Genomic DNA, 19,223 nt, shown 5'->3' with positions numbered 1-19,223 from the left:
ACGGCGGGGGCCGGCGAGCCGCGCGCCGAGCATGGCGACCGGGCCGCTTCTCGCCCTTGTTCCCCGGCGGGCGATGGGTTGGAATTGCCCGGGTCGGCTGAGGCCGAAGCGGGAGCGCTTCCAGTAAATGACCCAGACGGCTCTTCGGCGTGGCGTTCGCTTCATAAGGAGCACATTTGATGATCCCGTTGTCGTTCGCACAGCGCCGGTTATGGCTCCTGGCCCAGCTCGAAGGATCGAGCCGCACCTACAACAGCGTTATCGCCATGGAACTCCATGGCCCGGTGGACGTCGCGGCGCTGGGCATCGCCTTACGGGATGTGGTGGAGCGCCACGAATCACTGCGGACCGTCTTTCCCGCGGTGGACGGCGAACCCCACCAGCGGATCCTGGACCCGCGGGATCTCGACTGGGAACTGGAAGTCCGCCAGGTCGAGGCCGCGGACGTCCCCGATGCGGTGGCACGGGCGGGACAGCACGTCTTCGACCTCTCCGTGGCCGTCCCGGTCCGCGCGGTTCTGCTCCAGGTCTCCGCGGACGAGCACGTCATGCTGATGGTCCTGCACCACATCGCGACCGACGCATGGTCGCACCGTCCCCTGGCCCGGGATGTGGCGACCGCCTACGCGGCGCGCTCGCGAGGAGAGGCACCGGCATGGGAGCCGCTGCCGGTGCAGTACGCCGACTATGCGTTGTGGCAGCGGGAATTGCTGGGCGAGGAGTCCGATCCGGGTAGCCGGATGTCGGTCCAGGTGGGCTATTGGCGGCGCGCATTGTCCGGGATTCCAGAAGAGTTGACATTGCCGACGGACCGCCCGCGTCCGGCCGTCGCGGGATATCGCGGGCACCGGGAGCCGTTCCAGATTCCCGTCGAGGTGCACTGGCGTTTGGTGGAACTGGCGCGGGGCGAAGGCGTGACCCTTTTCATGGTCCTGCAGACCGCATTGGCGGTGCTGCTGTCGCGGCTCGGCGCCGGTACCGACATTCCCCTCGGCTCGGCGGTGGCCGGACGCACCGACGAGGGCCTGGACGATCTGGTCGGCTTCTTCGTCAACACGCTGGTGATCCGCGCCGACCTGGCGGGAGATCCGCAGTTCCGGGAGGCGCTGTCGCGGGTGCGCCGCACGACCCTGGACGCGTTCGCGCACCAGGACGTGCCGTTCGAGCGGCTGGTGGAGGAACTGGCACCCACCCGGTCGCTGGCCCGCCATCCGCTGTTCCAGGTCATGCTCGTCCTCCAGAACACCGGCGCGGTATCGCTGGACCTGGCCGGCGTCACCGCGCGGCCGCTCCCGTCGCACCTGCCGGTGGCGAAGTTCGACGTGGAGATGGTGCTGGAGGAGACGTTCGACGACCGCGGCCGCCCGGCCGGTCTGGACGGGACGGTCATCGGCGCCGAGGACTTGTTCGATCCGCCGAGCGTGGCCAGGATCGCGCGCTGGTTCACGCAGGTGCTGAACGTGGTGACGGCGGTACCCGACGTGCGGCTGCACGCGGTGGAGGTGCTGTCGGAGGACGAGCGGTCCCAGGTGCTGGTGGAGTGGAACGACACGGCGGCGGAGCTGGAGCCGGGGACGTTGCCGGACCTGGTCGAGGCCCAGGCGCGGCGGTCCCCGGATGCGGTGGCGGTCGTGTTCGAGGGGATCGAACTGACCTACGCGGAGCTGGACGCCCGCGCGGATCGGCTGGCCCGCCATCTGATCGAGCGGGGGGTGGGCGCGGAGTCGCTCGTGGCGGTGGCGCTGGAGCGTGGCGTCGAGCTGGTCGTGGCGTTGCTCGGGGTGCTGAAGTCAGGGGCGGCGTATCTGCCGGTGAATCCGGAGGACCCGGCCGACCGGATCGCGTTGCTGCTGGAGGACGCCGCCCCCGCGCTCGTCCTGGACGATCCGGAGGCCGTGGCGCGCTGGTCGGTTCCCGATGGCGGCGGCCGCGCGGCCCGCCCGATCGACGGCCGGTCGGCCGCATACGTGATCTACACGTCCGGGTCGACGGGGCGGCCGAAGGGCGTGCTCGTCTCGCATCAGAGCGTCGCGAACCGTGTGCTGTGGATGCGCGGCCATCACCGGATCGGCGCCGGCGACCGGGTCATGCAGAAGACACCGACCGTCTTCGACGTCTCCGTCTGGGAGTTCTGGTGCACCCTGATCTCCGGTGCCGCGCTGGTGGTCGCGCGCCCTGGCGGGCACCGTGACCCGGGCTATGTCGCGGGTCTGGTGCGCGAGCAGGGGGTGAGCGTCCTGCATTTCGTACCGTCCATGCTGGAGGCGTTCCTGCTGCACCCGGACGTGGGAGAGCTGCCGAGCCTGCGGCAGGTGGTGTGCAGCGGCGAGGCGTTGCCGCTGGGCGTCCAGTCGCGTTTCTTCGCGACCTTCGACGACGTCGCACTGCACAACCTCTACGGCCCGACCGAGGCCGCCGTCGATGTCACCGCCTGGCGGTGCCGTCCCGAGCAGGACGAGGGCCTGGTCCCGATAGGCGCGCCGGTGGCCAACACCCGCGTCTTCGTCGTCGACGACCGACTCAAGCCGGTGGGGCCGGGCGTCCCCGGCGAGCTGTACCTGGCCGGGGTGCAGCTCGCCCGGGGATATGTGGGCCGTGCGGGACTGACCGCCGAACGGTTCGTGGCCTGCCCGTTCGGAGCGTCAGGCGAGCGGATGTACCGCACCGGCGACGTGGTGAGATGGACCCCCGACGGGCAGCTCGTGTTCCTCGGCCGCGCCGACGAGCAGGTGAAGGTCCGCGGGTTCCGGGTGGAGCCCAAAGAGATCGAGACCGTTCTGCGCGCCCACCCGGGCGTGGCGCAGATCGCGGTGATCGCCCGCGAGGACACCCCGGGCGACCCACGGCTCGTGGCGTATGCCGTCCCCGCCGGCACCGATGACGAGACGATCGGCGACGGGACGTCCGACGACGGGACGATCGACGACGGCGCGTTGCGGGCGTTCGCGGCGCAACGGTTGCCGGAGTACATGGTGCCCGCCGCCGTCGTCGCGCTCTCCGAACTGCCCCTGACCGCCAACGGCAAGCTCGATCGCAAGGCATTGCCCGTTCCCGACTACGCGGCCGGTGCCGGGGCAGGCCGCGCACCGGTCACGGTGCACGAGGAGATCCTCAGCGGGGCGTTCGCCCACGTGCTGGGACTCGAGTCGGTCGGTGTGCACGACAGCTTCTTCGAGCTGGGCGGCCATTCCCTGCTCGGGGCCCGCCTGGTGTCCCGGCTCCGGGCGGCTCTGGGGGTGGAGCTCCCGCTGCGGGCCCTGTTCGAACGACCGACGGTCGCCGGACTCGCCGCGGGACTCGCGGACGCGGGCGCGAACCGGATCCGCATGGCCTTGACGGCGAGAGAACGTCCAGACCGGCCGCCGCTGTCGTTCGCGCAGCGCCGGCTGTGGTTCGTCGACCAGCTGGAGGGCCCCAGCCCGACCTACAACATCCCCGCCGTCATCAGGTTGACCGGCGCGGTGGACGTCGCCGCGCTGCGCACGGCGATGCGCGACGTGATCGGACGCCATGAGGCGCTGCGCACCATCTTTCCCGCGGTCGACGGCGAGCCCTATCAGCGGATCCGCGACCCGCGGGACGTCGAATGGGATCTGCTCGTCCGGCAGGTGGAGCCCGAAGAACTGACCGGCGCCGTGGTCGAGGCGGCCCGGTACGCCTTCGACCTGTCGGCCGAAATACCGATCCGGGTATGGCTGTTCCAAACCGCGGCCGACGAGTACGCGCTCGTCCTGGTGCTGCACCACATCGCCGCCGACGGCTGGTCGATGACCCCCCTCGGACGCGACGTGTCCGCCGCCTACACGGCGCGAGTACGCGGTGAGGTCCCCACCTGGGAACCCTTGCCGGTGCAATACCTCGACTATGCGTTATGGCAGCGAGAACTGCTGGGCGAGGAGTCCGACCCGGACAGCCTCCTGTCGGTGCAGGTGGAGTACTGGCGGCGGGCCCTGTCCGGGGCCCCGGAAGAACTGACGCTCCCCACGGACCGGCCACGTCCCGCGGCGGCCCGCCACCGCGGCCACCGGGTGCCGTTCCAGGTTTCCGCGGATGCCCATCAACGGCTGGTGCACCTGGCCAGATCCGAGGGCGCGACCCCCTTCATAGCGTTGCAGGCCGCCCTGGCGGTGCTGCTGTCGCGGCTCGGCGCCGGAACGGACGTCCCCATCGGGATCCCGGTCGCCGGACGCGCCGACGAGGCCCTGGACGGCCTGGTCGGCTCCTTCGTCAACACGCTGGTGATCCGGACGGACCTGTCCGGCGACCCGGAGTTCCGGCAGCTGCTGGCGCAGGTCCGGGAGACGAGCCTCGGGGCCCTCGCGCACCAGGACGTTCCGTTCGAGCGGCTCGTCGAAGAACTGGCCGTGACACGCTCCCTCGGCCGGCATCCACTGTTCCAGGTCATGCTCACCATGCAGAACACCGAGCCCGCGGTGCTGGAGCTGCCCGGTGTGGACGTCGCGATCGGCGCGTCCGAACTGGGCGCCGCGGCCGCGTCGGCCGCCCGCTACGACCTGCACGCGACGATCGCGGAGACCGTCGACGACCAGGGCCGCCCGGCCGGCCTCCGCGCGCTCATGACCGCGGCCACGGACCTGTTCGACGCCTCGACGGCCGCCCGGATCGCCGCCTGGTTCGTCCGGGTGCTGGAAACGGTGACAGCGGCCCCCGACACGCGGCTGCACGCGGTCGACGTGCTCGACGTCCAAGAGCGGGACTGGGTCCTGCGCCTGTGGAACGACACCGCGCTGCCGGACGTCCCCCCGGCGGTGACCCACCTGTTCGAGGAGCAGGTGGCCGCGGCACCGGACGCGACGGCCCTGGTGGCAGCCGGAACGGGCGTGACCTACCGGGAGCTGAACGCCGCCGCCGACCGGCTCGCGGTGTGCCTGCGCGCGATGGGGGTGGGCGCGGAATCGGTGGTCGGGTTGTGCCTGCCCCACGGAGCCCAGATGATCACCGCGATCCTGGCGGTGTGGAAGGCCGGGGCGGCCTACCTCCCCATCGACGGGCAGACGTCCGCCGAGCGGATCGCGTTCATGCTCGCCGACAGCGACGCACGGGTCGTCCTGGCGGACCGGGACACCGGCGCCACGCTCGCCGGGCGACCCTCGGGCGTACCGGTGCTCTGGTTCGACGACCCGCGAACGACGGACGAACACCCCGGCACCTCACCGGCGGGAACGGACCCGGACGGCCCCGCCACAGATCCGCACAGCCTGGCGTACGTCATCTACACCTCCGGCTCGACGGGAACCCCGAAGGGCGTGGCGGTCACCCACGGGTCACTCGCCAACTACGTCGCCTCGGTGTCGGCCCGGCTCGGATGGGGCGGGGCCGGAGCACGGTACGCGCTCCTGCAACCGCAGGTGACCGACCTCGGGAACACGGTGGTCTTCATCAGCCTGGCCACCGGCGGGCAACTGCACATCCTGGACGCCGCAGCCGTGGTGGACCCTGCCGCGGTGACCGGCTACCTGCGGGCGCAACGCATCGACTTCGTCAAAGGCGTCCCCTCGCATCTGGTGGCCCTGTCCGCCCGTACCGGACCAGGCGGCGTGCTCCCGGCCCGCTCGATGGTGCTCGGCGGCGAGGCGGCCCCCGCCGCCTGGGTGGACGACCTGGTCCGGGCCGCTGGGGACCGGCGGGTGTTCAACCACTACGGGCCGACCGAGACCACCATCGGAGTGGCCACCGCCGAACTGTCGTCGGCCACCGCGTCCGAGGGCGTCGTCCCGATCGGCACCCCCATCGCCAACACCCGGCTGTTCGTCCTCGACGACGTGCTGGCCGCCGTGCCGATCGGAGTCCCCGGCGAACTGTACGTCGCGGGTGCCGGCGTCGCCCGCGGCTACGTGGGCAGGTACGGGCTGACCGGCGAGCGGTTCGTGGCATGCCCGTACGGTGCCGGCGAACGCATGTACCGCACCGGAGACCTGGTCAGATGGACGCACGACGGGCAACTGGTGTTCGTCGGACGCGCCGACGAGCAGGTGAAGATCCGTGGATTCCGGGTCGAGCCCGGCGAGATCGAAGCCGTCCTGCTCGCCCATCCAGGTGTGTCCCGCGCCGCGGTGATCGTCCGCGAGAACCGGCCGGGCGAGAAACAGCTCATCGCCTATGTCGTGCCCAACGACACCGAACCCGTCAACGGAGAACTACGAGAGTTCGTCGGCCGGCGGCTCCCCGACTACATGGTGCCCGCCGCCACGGTGGTCATCGCGGAACTGCCGCTCACCGCCAACGGGAAACTGGACCGCCGGGCGCTGCCCGACCCGGAATCGACCACCGCCACCAGCAGGGAACCCGCCAACGAGACCGAAGCCGTCCTCTGCGAGATATTCGCGCAGATTCTTGAACTGGACGCGGTCGGCGTGGACGACGGCTTCTTCGACCTGGGCGGCCATTCGCTGCTCGCGATCCGGCTGCTCTCGCGGATCAGAACCAGGCTGGGCGCCGAACTCAAGATCCGGATGCTGTTCGAGACGCCGACCGTCGCGGGATTGGCGGCACGGATAGCAGGACCCGACCAGGACCGGGTACGTGTCGCCCTCCGGGCCCGACACCGCCCGGAACGGATACCGCTGTCCTTCGCACAGCGCCGGATGTGGTTCCTCCACCAGTTGGAAGGGCCGAGCCGGACCTACAACGTCCCCTTGAGCGTCTCGATCACCGGGAACGTGGACGTGGCGGCGTTGAACGCGGCACTACGGGACGTGATCGCCCGCCACGAGGCGCTGCGCACCGTCTTCCCGGTCGCCCACGGCGAGCCATACCAGCACATCCTGGACCCGCGCGAGCTGGACTGGGAACTGCTCGTCCGCGACGTCCCCTCCGACGAACTGGTCCCGGCCGTCCAGCAGGCCGGCCGATACACCTTCGACCTGGCGGAAGAGTTACCGATCCGCGCGACATTGTTCCTGCCTCACGCCACCGAATCGGCAGAGCAGGACCCGGGGCATTCCAGCGAATGCCTGCTCGTCGTCCTGGTCCACCACATCGCCGGTGACGGCTGGTCGACGGCACCGCTCGCGAAGGACGTATCGCTGGCATACGCGGCGCGAGTACACGGCGAAGAACCCGGCTGGGAACCGTTGCCGGTCCAATATGCCGATTACACGTTGTGGCAGCATGAATTGCTGGGCGAAGGCTCCGGCGCGGACAGCCTGTTGTCGGTACAGGTCGAATATTGGCGGCAGGCCCTCTCCGGCGCACCGGAAGAGCTGCTCCTGCCAGTGGACCGGCCGCGTCCGGCCGTCGCGACCCACCTCGGTCACCGCGTGCCGCTGCTGATCCCGGCCGACGTCCACGAACGGCTGACCGTCCTGGCCCGCACCGAGAACGCCACGACGTTCATGGCACTGCAGGCAGCGCTGGCCGTCCTCCTTTCCCGCATCGGAGCCGGCACGGACATCCCCATCGGCGCGGGCGTGGCCGGCCGCACCGACGAGGCGTTGGACGACCTGGTCGGCTTCTTCGTCAACACTCTCGTGATCAGAGCGGATCTGTCGGGCGACCCGCGGTTCCGCGAGATCCTGGCCCACGTACGCGACACGAGCCTGAACGCCCTCGAACACCAAGACGTGCCGTTCGAGCGGCTGGTGGAGGAGCTCGCCCCAGAACGATCCCTCGCCCGGCACCCGCTGTTCCAGGTGGGGCTGACCGTCCAGAACACCAGGCGCCCAACACTCGAACTGACCGAACTGCGCGTCGCCGCCAGAACCCCCGCCACCGGGACGCCGACCACGGTGCCCGTCAAGTTCGACATCGACGTGGTCGTCCGGGAGATGTTCGACGAGCACGGCCGGCCGGCCGGGATCCGCGGATCGGTGACGGCGGCCGCGGACCTGTTCGAGCTCGGCTCCGCCGAGGCCATCGCCCAGCGTTGGATCCGCGTGCTGGACCTGGTGAGCGCGTCCCCGAACATCGCGCTGCACGCGGTGGACGTGCTGGAGGCCGACGAGCGCGCTCGGGTTCTGCGCCATTGGAATGACACGGAGACCGAGGTCGAGGCCACCTCGGTGATGGAACTGTTCGAGCGACGGGTGTCGGTCTCGCCGGACGCGCTGGCAGTGGTGGCGGACGGTGCCGAACTGACCTTTGCCGAGCTGGACGCCGCGGCGAGCCGTCTGGCGGGCTATCTGCGTGATGTGGGTGTGGGCACGGAGTCGGTGGTGGGGTTGTGTATGCCGCGTGGTGTGGAGTTGGTTGCGGCGATTGTGGGTGTGTTGAAGGTGGGGGCGGCGTATCTGCCGATCGATGCGCGGCTTCCTGCTGAGCGCGTGGAATTCATGCTGAGCGACAGCCGCACGCAGCTGGTGCTGGGCACCCGAGAAGTACTGGATGAGCTGTCGACCGGCCACGCCCGGGCGGTCGCCCTCGACGAGCCGACGACCGCCGTCCTGGTGGGGACATACCCGGATGCGTCGCCGGGTGTGGTGGTGGATCCGTCTGGTCTGGCGTATGTGATCTATACGTCGGGTTCGACGGGGACGCCGAAGGGTGTGGCGGCCACTCATGGTGGTGTGGCGAACCTGGTGGCGGCGCAGGCTGAGTGGTTCGGGGTTGGGCCGGGTTCGCGGGTGTTGCAGTTCGCGTCGGCGGGGTTCGACGCGGCGGTGTCGGAAGTGCTCGTCACCTTGTGTTCGGGTGCGGCACTGGTGATGGCGCCGGCAGAGGAGGAACTCGTCCCGGGTGCGGGTCTGGTGGAGTTGATCGCCGATCACGGGGTGACGCATGCGACGTTGCCGCCCGCGGTGTTGGCGGCGTTGGATGCGGTTGCTTTGGGTTCGGTGGGGACGTTGGTGTCGGCGGGTGAGGCTCTGGATGTGGGGTTGGTGGAGCGGTGGGCTTCGGGTCGTCGTTTGATCAATGCGTATGGTCCGACGGAGACGACGGTGTGCGCGTCGATGTCGGTGCCGTTGGCTGTGGGGGATGACCCGACGATCGGCACGCCGATGGCCAACACTCGGCTTTTCGTGCTGGATGGGGCGCTTGGTCCGGTGCCGGTGGGTGTGGTGGGTGAGTTGTATGTCGCGGGGGCCGGTGTGGCTCGCGGTTACGTGAATCGTCCGGCTTTGACGGGTGAGCGGTTTGTGGCGTGTCCGTTCGGGTTCGCTGGTGAGCGGATGTATCGGACGGGTGATCTGGTGAGGTGGAGTGCTGATGGCGGGTTGATGTTCGTGGGTCGTGCGGATGAGCAGGTGAAGGTGCGGGGGTTCCGGATCGAGCCTGGGGAGATCGAGGCGGTTGTGCGGGCTCATCCGCAGGTGGCGCAGGTCGCGGTGGTCGCCCGGGAGGACACTCCGGGTGACAGGCGGCTTGTCGCCTACACCGTGCCGGCCGACACCGAGGTTGATGCCGTTGGGTTGCGGGAGTTTGTGGGGGCGAGGCTGCCGGATTACATGGTGCCCGCCGCCGTTGTCACCTTGCCTGAGTTGCCGCTGACGGTCAGCGGCAAACTCGACCGTCGTGCGTTGCCGGCTCCGGATTTTGTTGTGGGTGTGGGGCGGGGGCCGGCGACGGTCCAGGAGGAGATCTTGTGTGGGGTGTTTGCTGGTGTGTTGGGGTTGGAGTCGGTGGGTGTGGATGATGATTTCTTTCGGTTGGGTGGGCATTCGTTGTTGGCGGCTCGGTTGGTGTCGCGGGTGCGGGTTTTGTTTGGTGTGGAGGTGGAGGTTCGGGTGTTGTTTGAGGCTCCGACGGTTGCGGGTTTGGCTGCGCGTTTGGCGGGGGGTGGTGTTGTGGGGGCTCGGTTGGCGTTGGGTGTGGGTGTGCGTCCGGAGCGGGTGCCGTTGTCGTTTGCGCAGCGTCGCTTGTGGTTCCTGGGGCAGTTGGAGGGTCCCAGTTCGACCTACAACATTCCTGCCGCGATTCGGTTGACGGGTGAGGTTGATAGCGCTGCTTTGGAAGCGGCGTTCCGGGATGTGATCGGGCGGCATGAGTCGTTGCGGACGGTGTTTCCGTCGGTGGAGGGTGAGCCTTACCAGCAGATCCTGGATCCGGGGGATGTGGACTGGGCTTTGCAGGTGTCCCAGGTGGAGGCCGGGGAACTCGCGGAGTTCGTGGGTCGGGCGTCGCGGTACGCCTTCGACCTGTCAAACGAAGTACCGATCCGGGCGTGGCTTCTGCAAATCGAGCCGGACGAGCGAGTTCTGGTGGTAGTCATGCACCACATCGCCGGCGATGGCTGGTCGAGCGGCCCGCTAAGTCGGGATGTGTCGCGGGCTTATACGGCGCGACTGCGTGGCGAGGCGCCGAGTTGGGAGCCGTTACCCGTCCAATATGCCGACTATGCGTTGTGGCAGCGTGAGTTGCTGGGTGAGGAGTCCGATCCCGGGAGCTTGTTGTCGGCGCAGGTGGAGTACTGGCGACAGACGCTCTCCGGTGTGCCGGAAGAGCTGGCTCTGCCGGTGGATCGGGCTCGTCCGGCGGTGGCGGGTCATGTCGGTCACCGGGTGCCGTTGCACGTGTCGGTCGAGGTTCATGAGCGCTTGATGGCTGTGGCGAGGGCTGAGGGTGCGACGGCGTTCATGGTGTTGCAGGCCGCGTTGGCGGTCACTTTGTCGAGACTCGGTGCCGGTACGGATATCCCGATCGGTGTGGCGGTGGCGGGTCGTACTGATGAGGCGCTGGATGAGCTGGTCGGTTTCTTCGTCAACACGTTGGTGATCCGGACGGATCTGTCGGGTGATCCGGAGTTCCGGCAGGTGTTGGCCCGGGTGCGTGAGGCGAGCCTGGGTGCGTTGGCGCATCAGGACGTTCCGTTCGAGCGGCTGGTTGAGGAACTGGCGCCGTCGCGGTCAATGGCTCGCCATCCGTTGTTCCAGGTGATGCTGACCGTGCAGAACACCGAACGCGCGATGCTGAACCTGCCCGATGTCGATACCGGGACATTGCCGTTGGACCGGGTGACCTCGGTGGCGAAGTTCGATTTGGATGTCTCATTGGGGGAGGAGTTCGACGACCAGGGCCGTCCTGCGGGCCTGCGCGGTGCGGTGGTCGCGTCCACGGACCTGTTCGACCGAGCAACCGCAGAGCGGATGGCCGGCTGGCTCGTCCGGGTGCTGGAAACCGTCACCGCCGACCCAGACGCTCCACTTCGCACGGTGACCGTACTCGCCGAGGATGAGCGGTCCCAGATACTCGTCGAATGGAATGACGCGGCACCGGTTGCAGCAGACACGGACTCGACCATCGTCGACTTGTTCGAGCGGTGGGTGGTGACCGACCCGGACGCGGTGGCAGTGGTGGCCGACGACATCCAGCTGACATATGCGGAGCTGGACGGGGCGGCCAACCGGCTGGCGCGTCATCTGCGTGGTTCTGGTGTGGACGCGGAGTCGGTGGTCGCGGTGATGGTGGAACGCGGTGCGGACATCGTCGTGGCTCTGCTCGCGGTACTCAAGGCCGGAGCGGCCTATCTGCCGATCGATCCGCGCTATCCAGCCGAGCGGGTGGGATACGTGCTGGGCGATGCCGCGGCGGCATCCGTGCTGACTTCGGTGGAGTGCCTGCCGCGGCTCACCGGCCAGGTGCCCGCGGATGTACCGGTGACAGTTCTTGACGCGCGGGAGGTCGCGGCGGATCTGGCCGACCTGGCCGCGACGGCGCTGCCGCGGACGGTCCGTCCCGATCACCCGGCCTATCTGATCTACACCTCCGGCTCGACGGGCCGGCCTAAGGGAGTGATGGTCAGCCACCGCAACGTCGTGAGTCTGTTCAGCTCCACCCGTGAATTGTTCGACCTTGGTCCGTCAGATGTGTGGAGTTGCTTCCACTCGTTCGCGTTCGACTTCTCGGTCTGGGAACTGTGGGGCGCGCTGGTCCATGGCGCGCGGGTCGTCGTCGTCCCGTTCGAACTTTCCCGGTCGCCAGAGCAGTTCTCCGAGCTCCTTGCGCGCGAGCAGGTGACGGTGCTCAGCCAGACTCCATCAGCGGTGTATCAACTGCTGGCGACAGAAGAGTTCAGTCCGGCCGCGCTGCGGTTGGTGGTGTTCGGCGGGGAGGCACTGGATCCGGCCCGGCTGGACGGTTGGTGGACGCGGCAGGGCGACGACGGTACGTCCTTGGTGAACATGTACGGCATCACCGAGACAACGGTGCATGCCACGCATCGCCTCTTGAGCCCGGGTGACGGGGATCTCGGCAGTGTGGTCGGCCGCGGACTTCCAGGCGTGCCGACGTATGTCTTGGACGAGTCGCTGAGCCCGGTGCCCCCCGGTGTGGTGGGCGAGTTGTACGTGGCGGGTACGGGGGTCGCGCGGGGATATGTGGGCCGTGCGGGGCTGACTGGGGAACGGTTCGTCGCTTGTCCCTTCGAGTCGGCCGGTGCGCGGATGTACCGGACCGGGGACCTGGTGAAGTGGGCTCCTGACGGGCACCTGGTGTTCATCGGCCGGGCGGACGAGCAGGTGAAGATCCGAGGGTTCCGGATCGAGCCCGGTGAGATCGAGGCCGCGCTGCTGACCCACCCCGATGTGTCCCAGGCAGCGGTGATCGCCTGGGAGACGGGTCCGGGCGACAAACGGCTCGTCGCTTACGTCGTGCACACAGACACGTCCGTCACTGACACGTCCGTCATCGACCCAGGCGTCACCGCTAAGGGCGCCACTTGCGACGTGCCTGGAAGCAGCGACTTGCGAGAGTTCCTCGCGCGGCGGCTCCCCGACTATATGGTTCCCGCACTAGTGGTCGCGCTGACCGAACTGCCGCTCACCGCTAACGGCAAACTCGACCGCAAAGCCCTGCCCACACCGGACTTCAAGGCCGGCACTGGCACCGGCCGGGCCCCGGTCACAGTGCACGAACAGATCCTCTGCGGGACCTTTGCGCAAGTGCTGGGGCTGGATTCGGTCGGAGTCGATGACAGCTTCTTCGACCTGGGCGGCCACTCCCTGCTCGCGGTCAGACTGGTGTCGCGAGTGCGGGCCGTACTTGGTGTGGAACTGCCCCTGAGGGCGTTGTTCGAGGCGCCCTCGGTGGCCGCATTGGCTGCGCGGCTCTCGGGATCAGAGCTGGAACGGGTCCGGGTGCCGTTGCGCGCGAGTACGCGTCCAGCACGCGTTCCGCTGTCATTCGCGCAACGGAGGTTATGGTTCCTGGCCGAACTGGACGGTCCGAGCCCGACCTACAACATTCCCATCGCGGTTCACCTGACCGGGGAAGTGGACACCGTCGCCTTGAACGCGGCCTTGCGGGACGTGATCGTCCGGCACGAGTCCTTACGCACGGTCTTCCCGTCGGTCGAGGGCGTCCCGTACCAGCAGATCCTCAACCCACACGATCTGGAATGGGACATGCAGGTGTCCCAAGCCGAAGCCGTGGAACTGGAGGACATCGCAAGCCAGGCCGCGCGCTACACCTTCGATCTGTCGGACGAAGTGCCGATCCGCGCGTGGCTGCTGAGAAACGGGCCCGCTGAACAAGTGCTGGTCGTGGTGATACACCACATCGCCGGGGACGGATGGTCGCTCGGACTACTGGGCCGAGATCTGTCGATGGCGTACGCGGCGCGGCTCCACGGCGACGCGCCGGCATGGGAGCCGCTACCGGTGCAGTACCCGGACTACGCGCTATGGCAGCAGGAACTGCTGGGCGAGGAGTCCGATCCGCACAGTCTACTATCCACGCAGGTCGACTATTGGCGAACGATACTGACCGGCGCCCCCGAGGAACTGGCGCTGCCGGTGGATCGACACCGTCCGGCATCGGGAAGCCACCGCGGACACCGAATTCCACTACAAGTACCGGCAGAGACTCACGAGCGGTTGGCGGAACTGGCGCGGGCCGAGGGCGTGACGGTCTTCATGGTGTTGCAGGCCGCGTTGGCGGTCACTCTGTCGCGGCTGGGCGCGGGCAATGACATTCCGATCGGTGTGGCGGTGGCGGGTCGTACTGATGAGGCGCTGGATGAGCTGGTCGGTTTCTTCGTCAACACGTTGGTGATCCGGACGGATCTGTCGGGTGATCCGGAGTTCCGGCAGGTGCTGGCCCGGGTGCGTGAGGCCAGCCTGGGTGCCTTGGCGCATCAGGACGTCCCCTTCGAGCGGCTGGTGGAGGAACTGGAGCCGTCCCGATCGATGGCGCGGCATCCGTTGTTCCAGGTGATGCTGACCGTCCAGAACACCGACCGGGCGATGTTGGATCTGCCTGGTGTGAGTGTCGGAACCGTGCGGGCCGAAGGCTCAGAAGCGGTGGCGAAGTTCGATCTGGATGTCTCCTTGGGGGAGGAGTTCGACGAGCAGGGCCGTCCTGCGGGTCTGCGCGGTGCGGTGATCGCGTCCACGGACCTGTTCGACCGAACAACCGCAGAGCGGATGACCGGCTGGTTCATCCGGGTGCTGGAAACCGTCACCACCATCCCGGACGCCGCACTGCACGCAGTCGATGTCCTGGACCCGGTTGAGCGTGATCTAGTGCTGAACCGGTGGAATCACACCGCGGTCGAGATTCCGGACGTCACGGTTGTGGAGTTGTTCGAGCGGTGGGTGGCGGCTGTTCCGGACGCCGTGGCGGTGGTGGCTGACGGCCTCGAGGTGACGTACGCCGAGCTCGGCATGCAAGCGAATCAGCTGGCGCATGTCTTGCGTGGCCGGGGTGTGGGTGTGGAGTCGGTGGTGGGGCTGTGCCTGCCGCGCGGGCAGCGGATGGTGACGGCGATATTGGCTGTCTGGAAGGCGGGCGCCGCGTATCTACCGATCGATGCGGAACTTCCGGATGACCGGGTCGCGTTCATGCTCGCTGATGGTGGCGTCCAGCTGGTCCTGGCGGAGCGGGGTCAGGACCCGGGTGACGGAGAGGGCCTTATCGACGGTGTTGCTGGGGTGCCCATCCTGTGGCTGGACCGTCCGTGGCCAGAGTCGGCGCAGGATGACTTGCTGTGGCCGGTCGAAATTGACTCGGCGGGTTTGGCGTATGTGATTTATACGTCGGGTTCGACGGGTGTTCCGAAGGGTGTGGGGGTGGGGCATGGTTCGTTGGTGAATTTGGTGTCGGTGTTCGGTCCGATGATGGGTGCGGGTCCTGGTCAAGGGGTGTTGCAGTTCGCGTCGTTCAGTTTTGATGCGTCGGTTCTGGATGTGGCGGTGGCGTTGTCGCATGGTGCGGCATTGTGGGTTGCTAGTGATGAGCAGCGGGTGCAGCCGCAGCGGTTGCGGGAGTTGGTCGGGGCGGGTGCGGCCAGTGTGGTGCCGTCGTTGTTAGGAGTTTTGGAGCCACATGATTTGGCGCAGGTGGAGACGTTGCTGGTTGGTGCGGAGGCGATCAGTGCGGGGGTTGCGGGGGTGTGGTCTGTGGGTCGTCGGTTGGTGAACACTTATGGGCCGACTGAGGCGACGGTGATGGTGGCTTCGGGTGTGGTGGATCCGGAGCGGCCTGGTCCGGTGCCGTTCGGTAGTCCGATTGCTAACACTCGCTTGTATGTGCTGGACGGGACGCTGAGCCCGGTGCCGGTGGGTGTCGCGGGCGAACTCTATATCGCCGGTGCTGGATTGGCTCGGGGATATGTAGGGCGGGCGTCACTAACCGGTGAGCGGTTTGTGGCGTGTCCGTTCGGTTCGTTGTCGGGTGAGCGGATGTATCGGACGGGTGACCTGGCCAAGTGGACGTCCGATGGTCAGTTGGTGTTCGCGGGTCGTGCGGATGAGCAGGTGAAGGTGCGGGGGTTCCGGATTGAACCCGGCGAAGTCGAAGCGGCGTTACTTGCACATTCGGCGGTGGCTCAGGCAGCGGTGGTGGCGCGTGAAAATGAGCCTGGCGACAGGCACCTTGTGGCCTACATCGTGCCCGGTGACCCCGACACGGTGATTGATATTGGTGAGCTCCGCGAGTTTGTGGGAGGTCGTTTACCGGAGTATATGGTTCCGGCTGCGTTGGTGGTGTTGCCGGAGTTGCCGTTGAATGCGAATGGAAAGCTCGACCGTCGTGCGTTGCCGGCTCCGGATTTTGTTGTGGGTGTGGGGCGGGGGGCGGTGTCGGTGCAGGAGGAGCTTTTGTGTGGGGTGTTTGCTGGTGTGTTGGGGTTGGAGTCGGTGGGTGTGGATGATGATTTCTTTCGGTTGGGTGGGCATTCGTTGTTGGCGGCTCGGTTGGTGTCGCGGGTGCGGGTTTTGTTTGGTGTGGAGGTGGAGGTTCGGGTGTTGTTTGAGGCTCCGACGGTTGCGGGTTTGGCTGCGCGTTTGGCGGGGGGTGGTGTTGTGGGGGCTCGGTTGGCGTTGGGTGCGGGTGTGCGTCCGGAGCGGGTGCCGTTGTCGTTTGCGCAGCGTCGCTTGTGGTTCCTGGGGCAGTTGGAGGGTCCCAGTTCGACCTACAACATTCCTGTGGTGGTTCGGCTGACGGGTGAGGTTGATGTGGTGGCGTTGGGGTTGGCGTTGCGGGATGTGATCGGGCGGCATGAGTCGTTGCGGACGGTGTTTCCGTCGGTGGAGGGTGAGCCTTACCAGCAGATCCTGGATCCGGGGGATGTGGACTGGGCTTTGCAGGTGTCCCAGGTGGAGGCCGGGGAACTGGCGGAGTTCGTGGGTCGGGCGTCGCGGTACGCCTTCGACCTGTCAAACGAAGTACCGATCCGGGCGTGGTTGTTCCAGGTCGGCTCGGATGACCAAGTGTTGGTGGTCGTCGTCCACCACATCGCTGGCGACGGCTCGTCGATGGTGCCGCTAGGGCAGAACGTCTCGGCGGCCTACGCACTGCGGCTTCACGACCAGGCCCCGGATTGGGAGCCATTGCCTGTTCAGTACGCCGACTATGCGTTGTGGCAGCGTGAGTTGCTGGGGGAGGAGTCCGATCCCGGGAGCTTGTTGTCGGCGCAGGTGGAGTACTGGCGACAGACCCTCTCCGGTGTGCCGGAGGAGCTGGCGCTGCCGGTGGATCGGCACCGTCCGGCATCGGGGAGCCACCGCGGACACCGAATTCCGCTACGAGTACCGGCAGAGACTCACGAGCGGTTGGCGGAACTGGCGCGGGCCGAGGGCGTGACGGTCTTCATGGTGTTGCAGGCCGCGTTGGCGGTCACTCTGTCGAGACTCGGTGCCGGCACGGATATCCCGATTGGTGCGGCGGTGGCGGGTCGTACTGATGAGGCGCTGGATGAGCTGGTCGGCTTCTTCGTCAACACGTTGGTGATCCGGACGGATCTGTCGGGTGATCCGGAGTTCCGGCAGGTGCTGGCCCGGGTGCGTGAGGCCAGCCTGGGTGCGTTGGCGCATCAGGACGTGCCGTTCGAGCGGCTGGTTGAGGAGTTGGCTCCCGAGCGGGTGTTGGCGCGGCATCCGTTGTTCCAGGTGATGCTGACTGTCCAGAACACCGACCGGGCGATGTTGGATCTGCCTGGTGTGAGTGTCGGAACCGTGCGGGCTGAAGGCTCGGAAGCGGTGGCGAAGTTCGATCTGGATGTCTCCTTGGGGGAGGAGTTCGACGAGCAGGGCCGTCCTGCGGGTCTGCGCGGTGCGGTGATCGCGTCCACGGACCTGTTCGACCGGACAACCGCAGAGCGGATGACCGGCTGGTTCATCCGGGTGCTGGAAACCGTCACCACCATCCCGGATGCCGCACTGCACACGGTTGATGTCCTGGACCCGGTTGAGCGTGATCTAGTGCTGAACCGGTGGAATCACACCGCGGTCGAGATTCCGGACGTCACGGTTGTGGAGTTGTTTGAGCGGTGGGTGGCGGCTGTTCCGGATGCGGTGGCGGTGGTGGCTGATGGTGTTGAGGTGACGTATGCCGAACTCGACATGCGAGCGAATCGGCTTGCGCATTTCCTGCGTGGTCGGGGTGTGGGTGTGGAGTCGGTGGTGGGGTTGTGCCTGCCGCGGGGTGCGGGAATGGTGGCGGCGATTTTGGGTGTGTGGAAGGCGGGGGCGGCTTATGTGCCGGTCGATGTTGATCTTCCGATGGACCGGGCTGGATTCATTCTCGCTGATAGTGGTGCGCAGCTCGTTCTGGCGGTTGAGGGTGAGACCGGGGACGTAGTGGAATCACTGGCTGGGTGGCCGGTGGTGTTCCATGATGATCCGCGGGTTCTTGCGGGGGAGTCTGGGGTTTCGCCTGGGGTGGGGGTTGATCGGGCGGGTTTGGCGTATGTGATTTATACGTCGGGGTCGACGGGTGTTCCGAAGGGTGTGGGGGTGGGGCATGGTTCGTTGGTGAATTTGGTGTCGGTGTTCGGTCCGATGATGGGTGCGGGTCCTGGTCAAGGGGTGTTGCAGTTCGCGTCGTTCAGTTTTGATGCGTCGGTTCTGGATGTGGCGGTGGCGTTGTCGCATGGTGCGGCGTTGTGGATTGCCAGTGATGAGCAGCGGGTGCAGCCGCAGCGGTTGGGTGAGTTGGTGGGTGCGGGTGCGGCCAGTGTGGTGCCGTCGTTGTTAGGGGCTCTGGAGCCGCATGATTTGGCGCAGGTGGAGACGTTGCTGGTCGGCGCGGAGGCGATCAGTGTGGGGGTTGCGGGGGTGTGGTCTGCGGGGCGTCGGTTGGTGAACACGTATGGGCCGACTGAGGCGACGGTGATGGTGGCTTCGGGTGTGGTGGATCCGGAGCGGCCTGGTCCGGTGCCGTTCGGTAGCCCGATCGCTAACACTCGCTTGTATGTGCTGGACGGGACGCTGAGCCCGGTGCCGGTGGGTGTCGCGGGCGAACTCTATATCGCCGGCGCTGGATTAGCTCGGGGTTACGTAGGGCGAGCGTCGTTAACCGGTGAGCGGTTTATCGCCTGCCCATTCGGTTCGTCCGCTGGTGAGCGGATGTATCGGACGGGTGACCTGGCCAAGTGGACGTCCGATGGTCAGTTGGTGTTCGCGGGTCGTGCGGATGAGCAGGTGAAGGTGCGGGGGTTCCGGATCGAACCCGGCGAAGTCGAGGCGGCTTTGCTGGCGCATTCGGCAGTCGCCCAGGCGGTTGTTGTTGCTCGGGAGGACACCCCCGGAGACAAGCACCTTGTGGCCTATGTCGTGTCTGCCGGCCCGGACGTCGAGATCGATCTCGAAGAATTGCGGCGGTTCGTTGCAGGTCGTTTACCGGAGTATATGGTTCCGGCTGCGTTGGTGGTGTTGTCGGAGTTGCCGTTGAATGTGAATGGGAAGCTGGATCGTCGTGCGTTGCCGGCTCCGGATTTTGTTGTGGGTGTGGGGCCGGGGCCGGGGCCGGTGTCGGTGCAGGAGGAGCTTTTGTGTGGGGTGTTTGCTGGTGTGCTGGGCCTGGACTCGGTCGGCGTGGATGATGATTTT

1 protein-coding gene is annotated in these 19,223 nt (G+C 67.2%); it reads left to right on the top strand.

Annotation, left to right across the window (positions count from 1 at the left end; translation table 11 throughout):
- Nucleotides 1–179: 179 nt before the first annotated feature.
- The coding region (locus AMA02S_RS04900; protein ID WP_067452300.1) for a non-ribosomal peptide synthetase at nucleotides 180–19,223 on the top strand (19,044 nt) is incomplete at its 3' end.

Origin of the sequence: Actinomadura macra NBRC 14102 (genome assembly GCF_001552215.1) — a bacterium.
GTDB lineage: Bacteria > Actinomycetota > Actinomycetes > Streptosporangiales > Streptosporangiaceae > Spirillospora > Spirillospora macra.
Note: the sequence above shows the minus strand (reverse complement) of the source record. Positions and strands in the feature narration are given on the sequence as shown.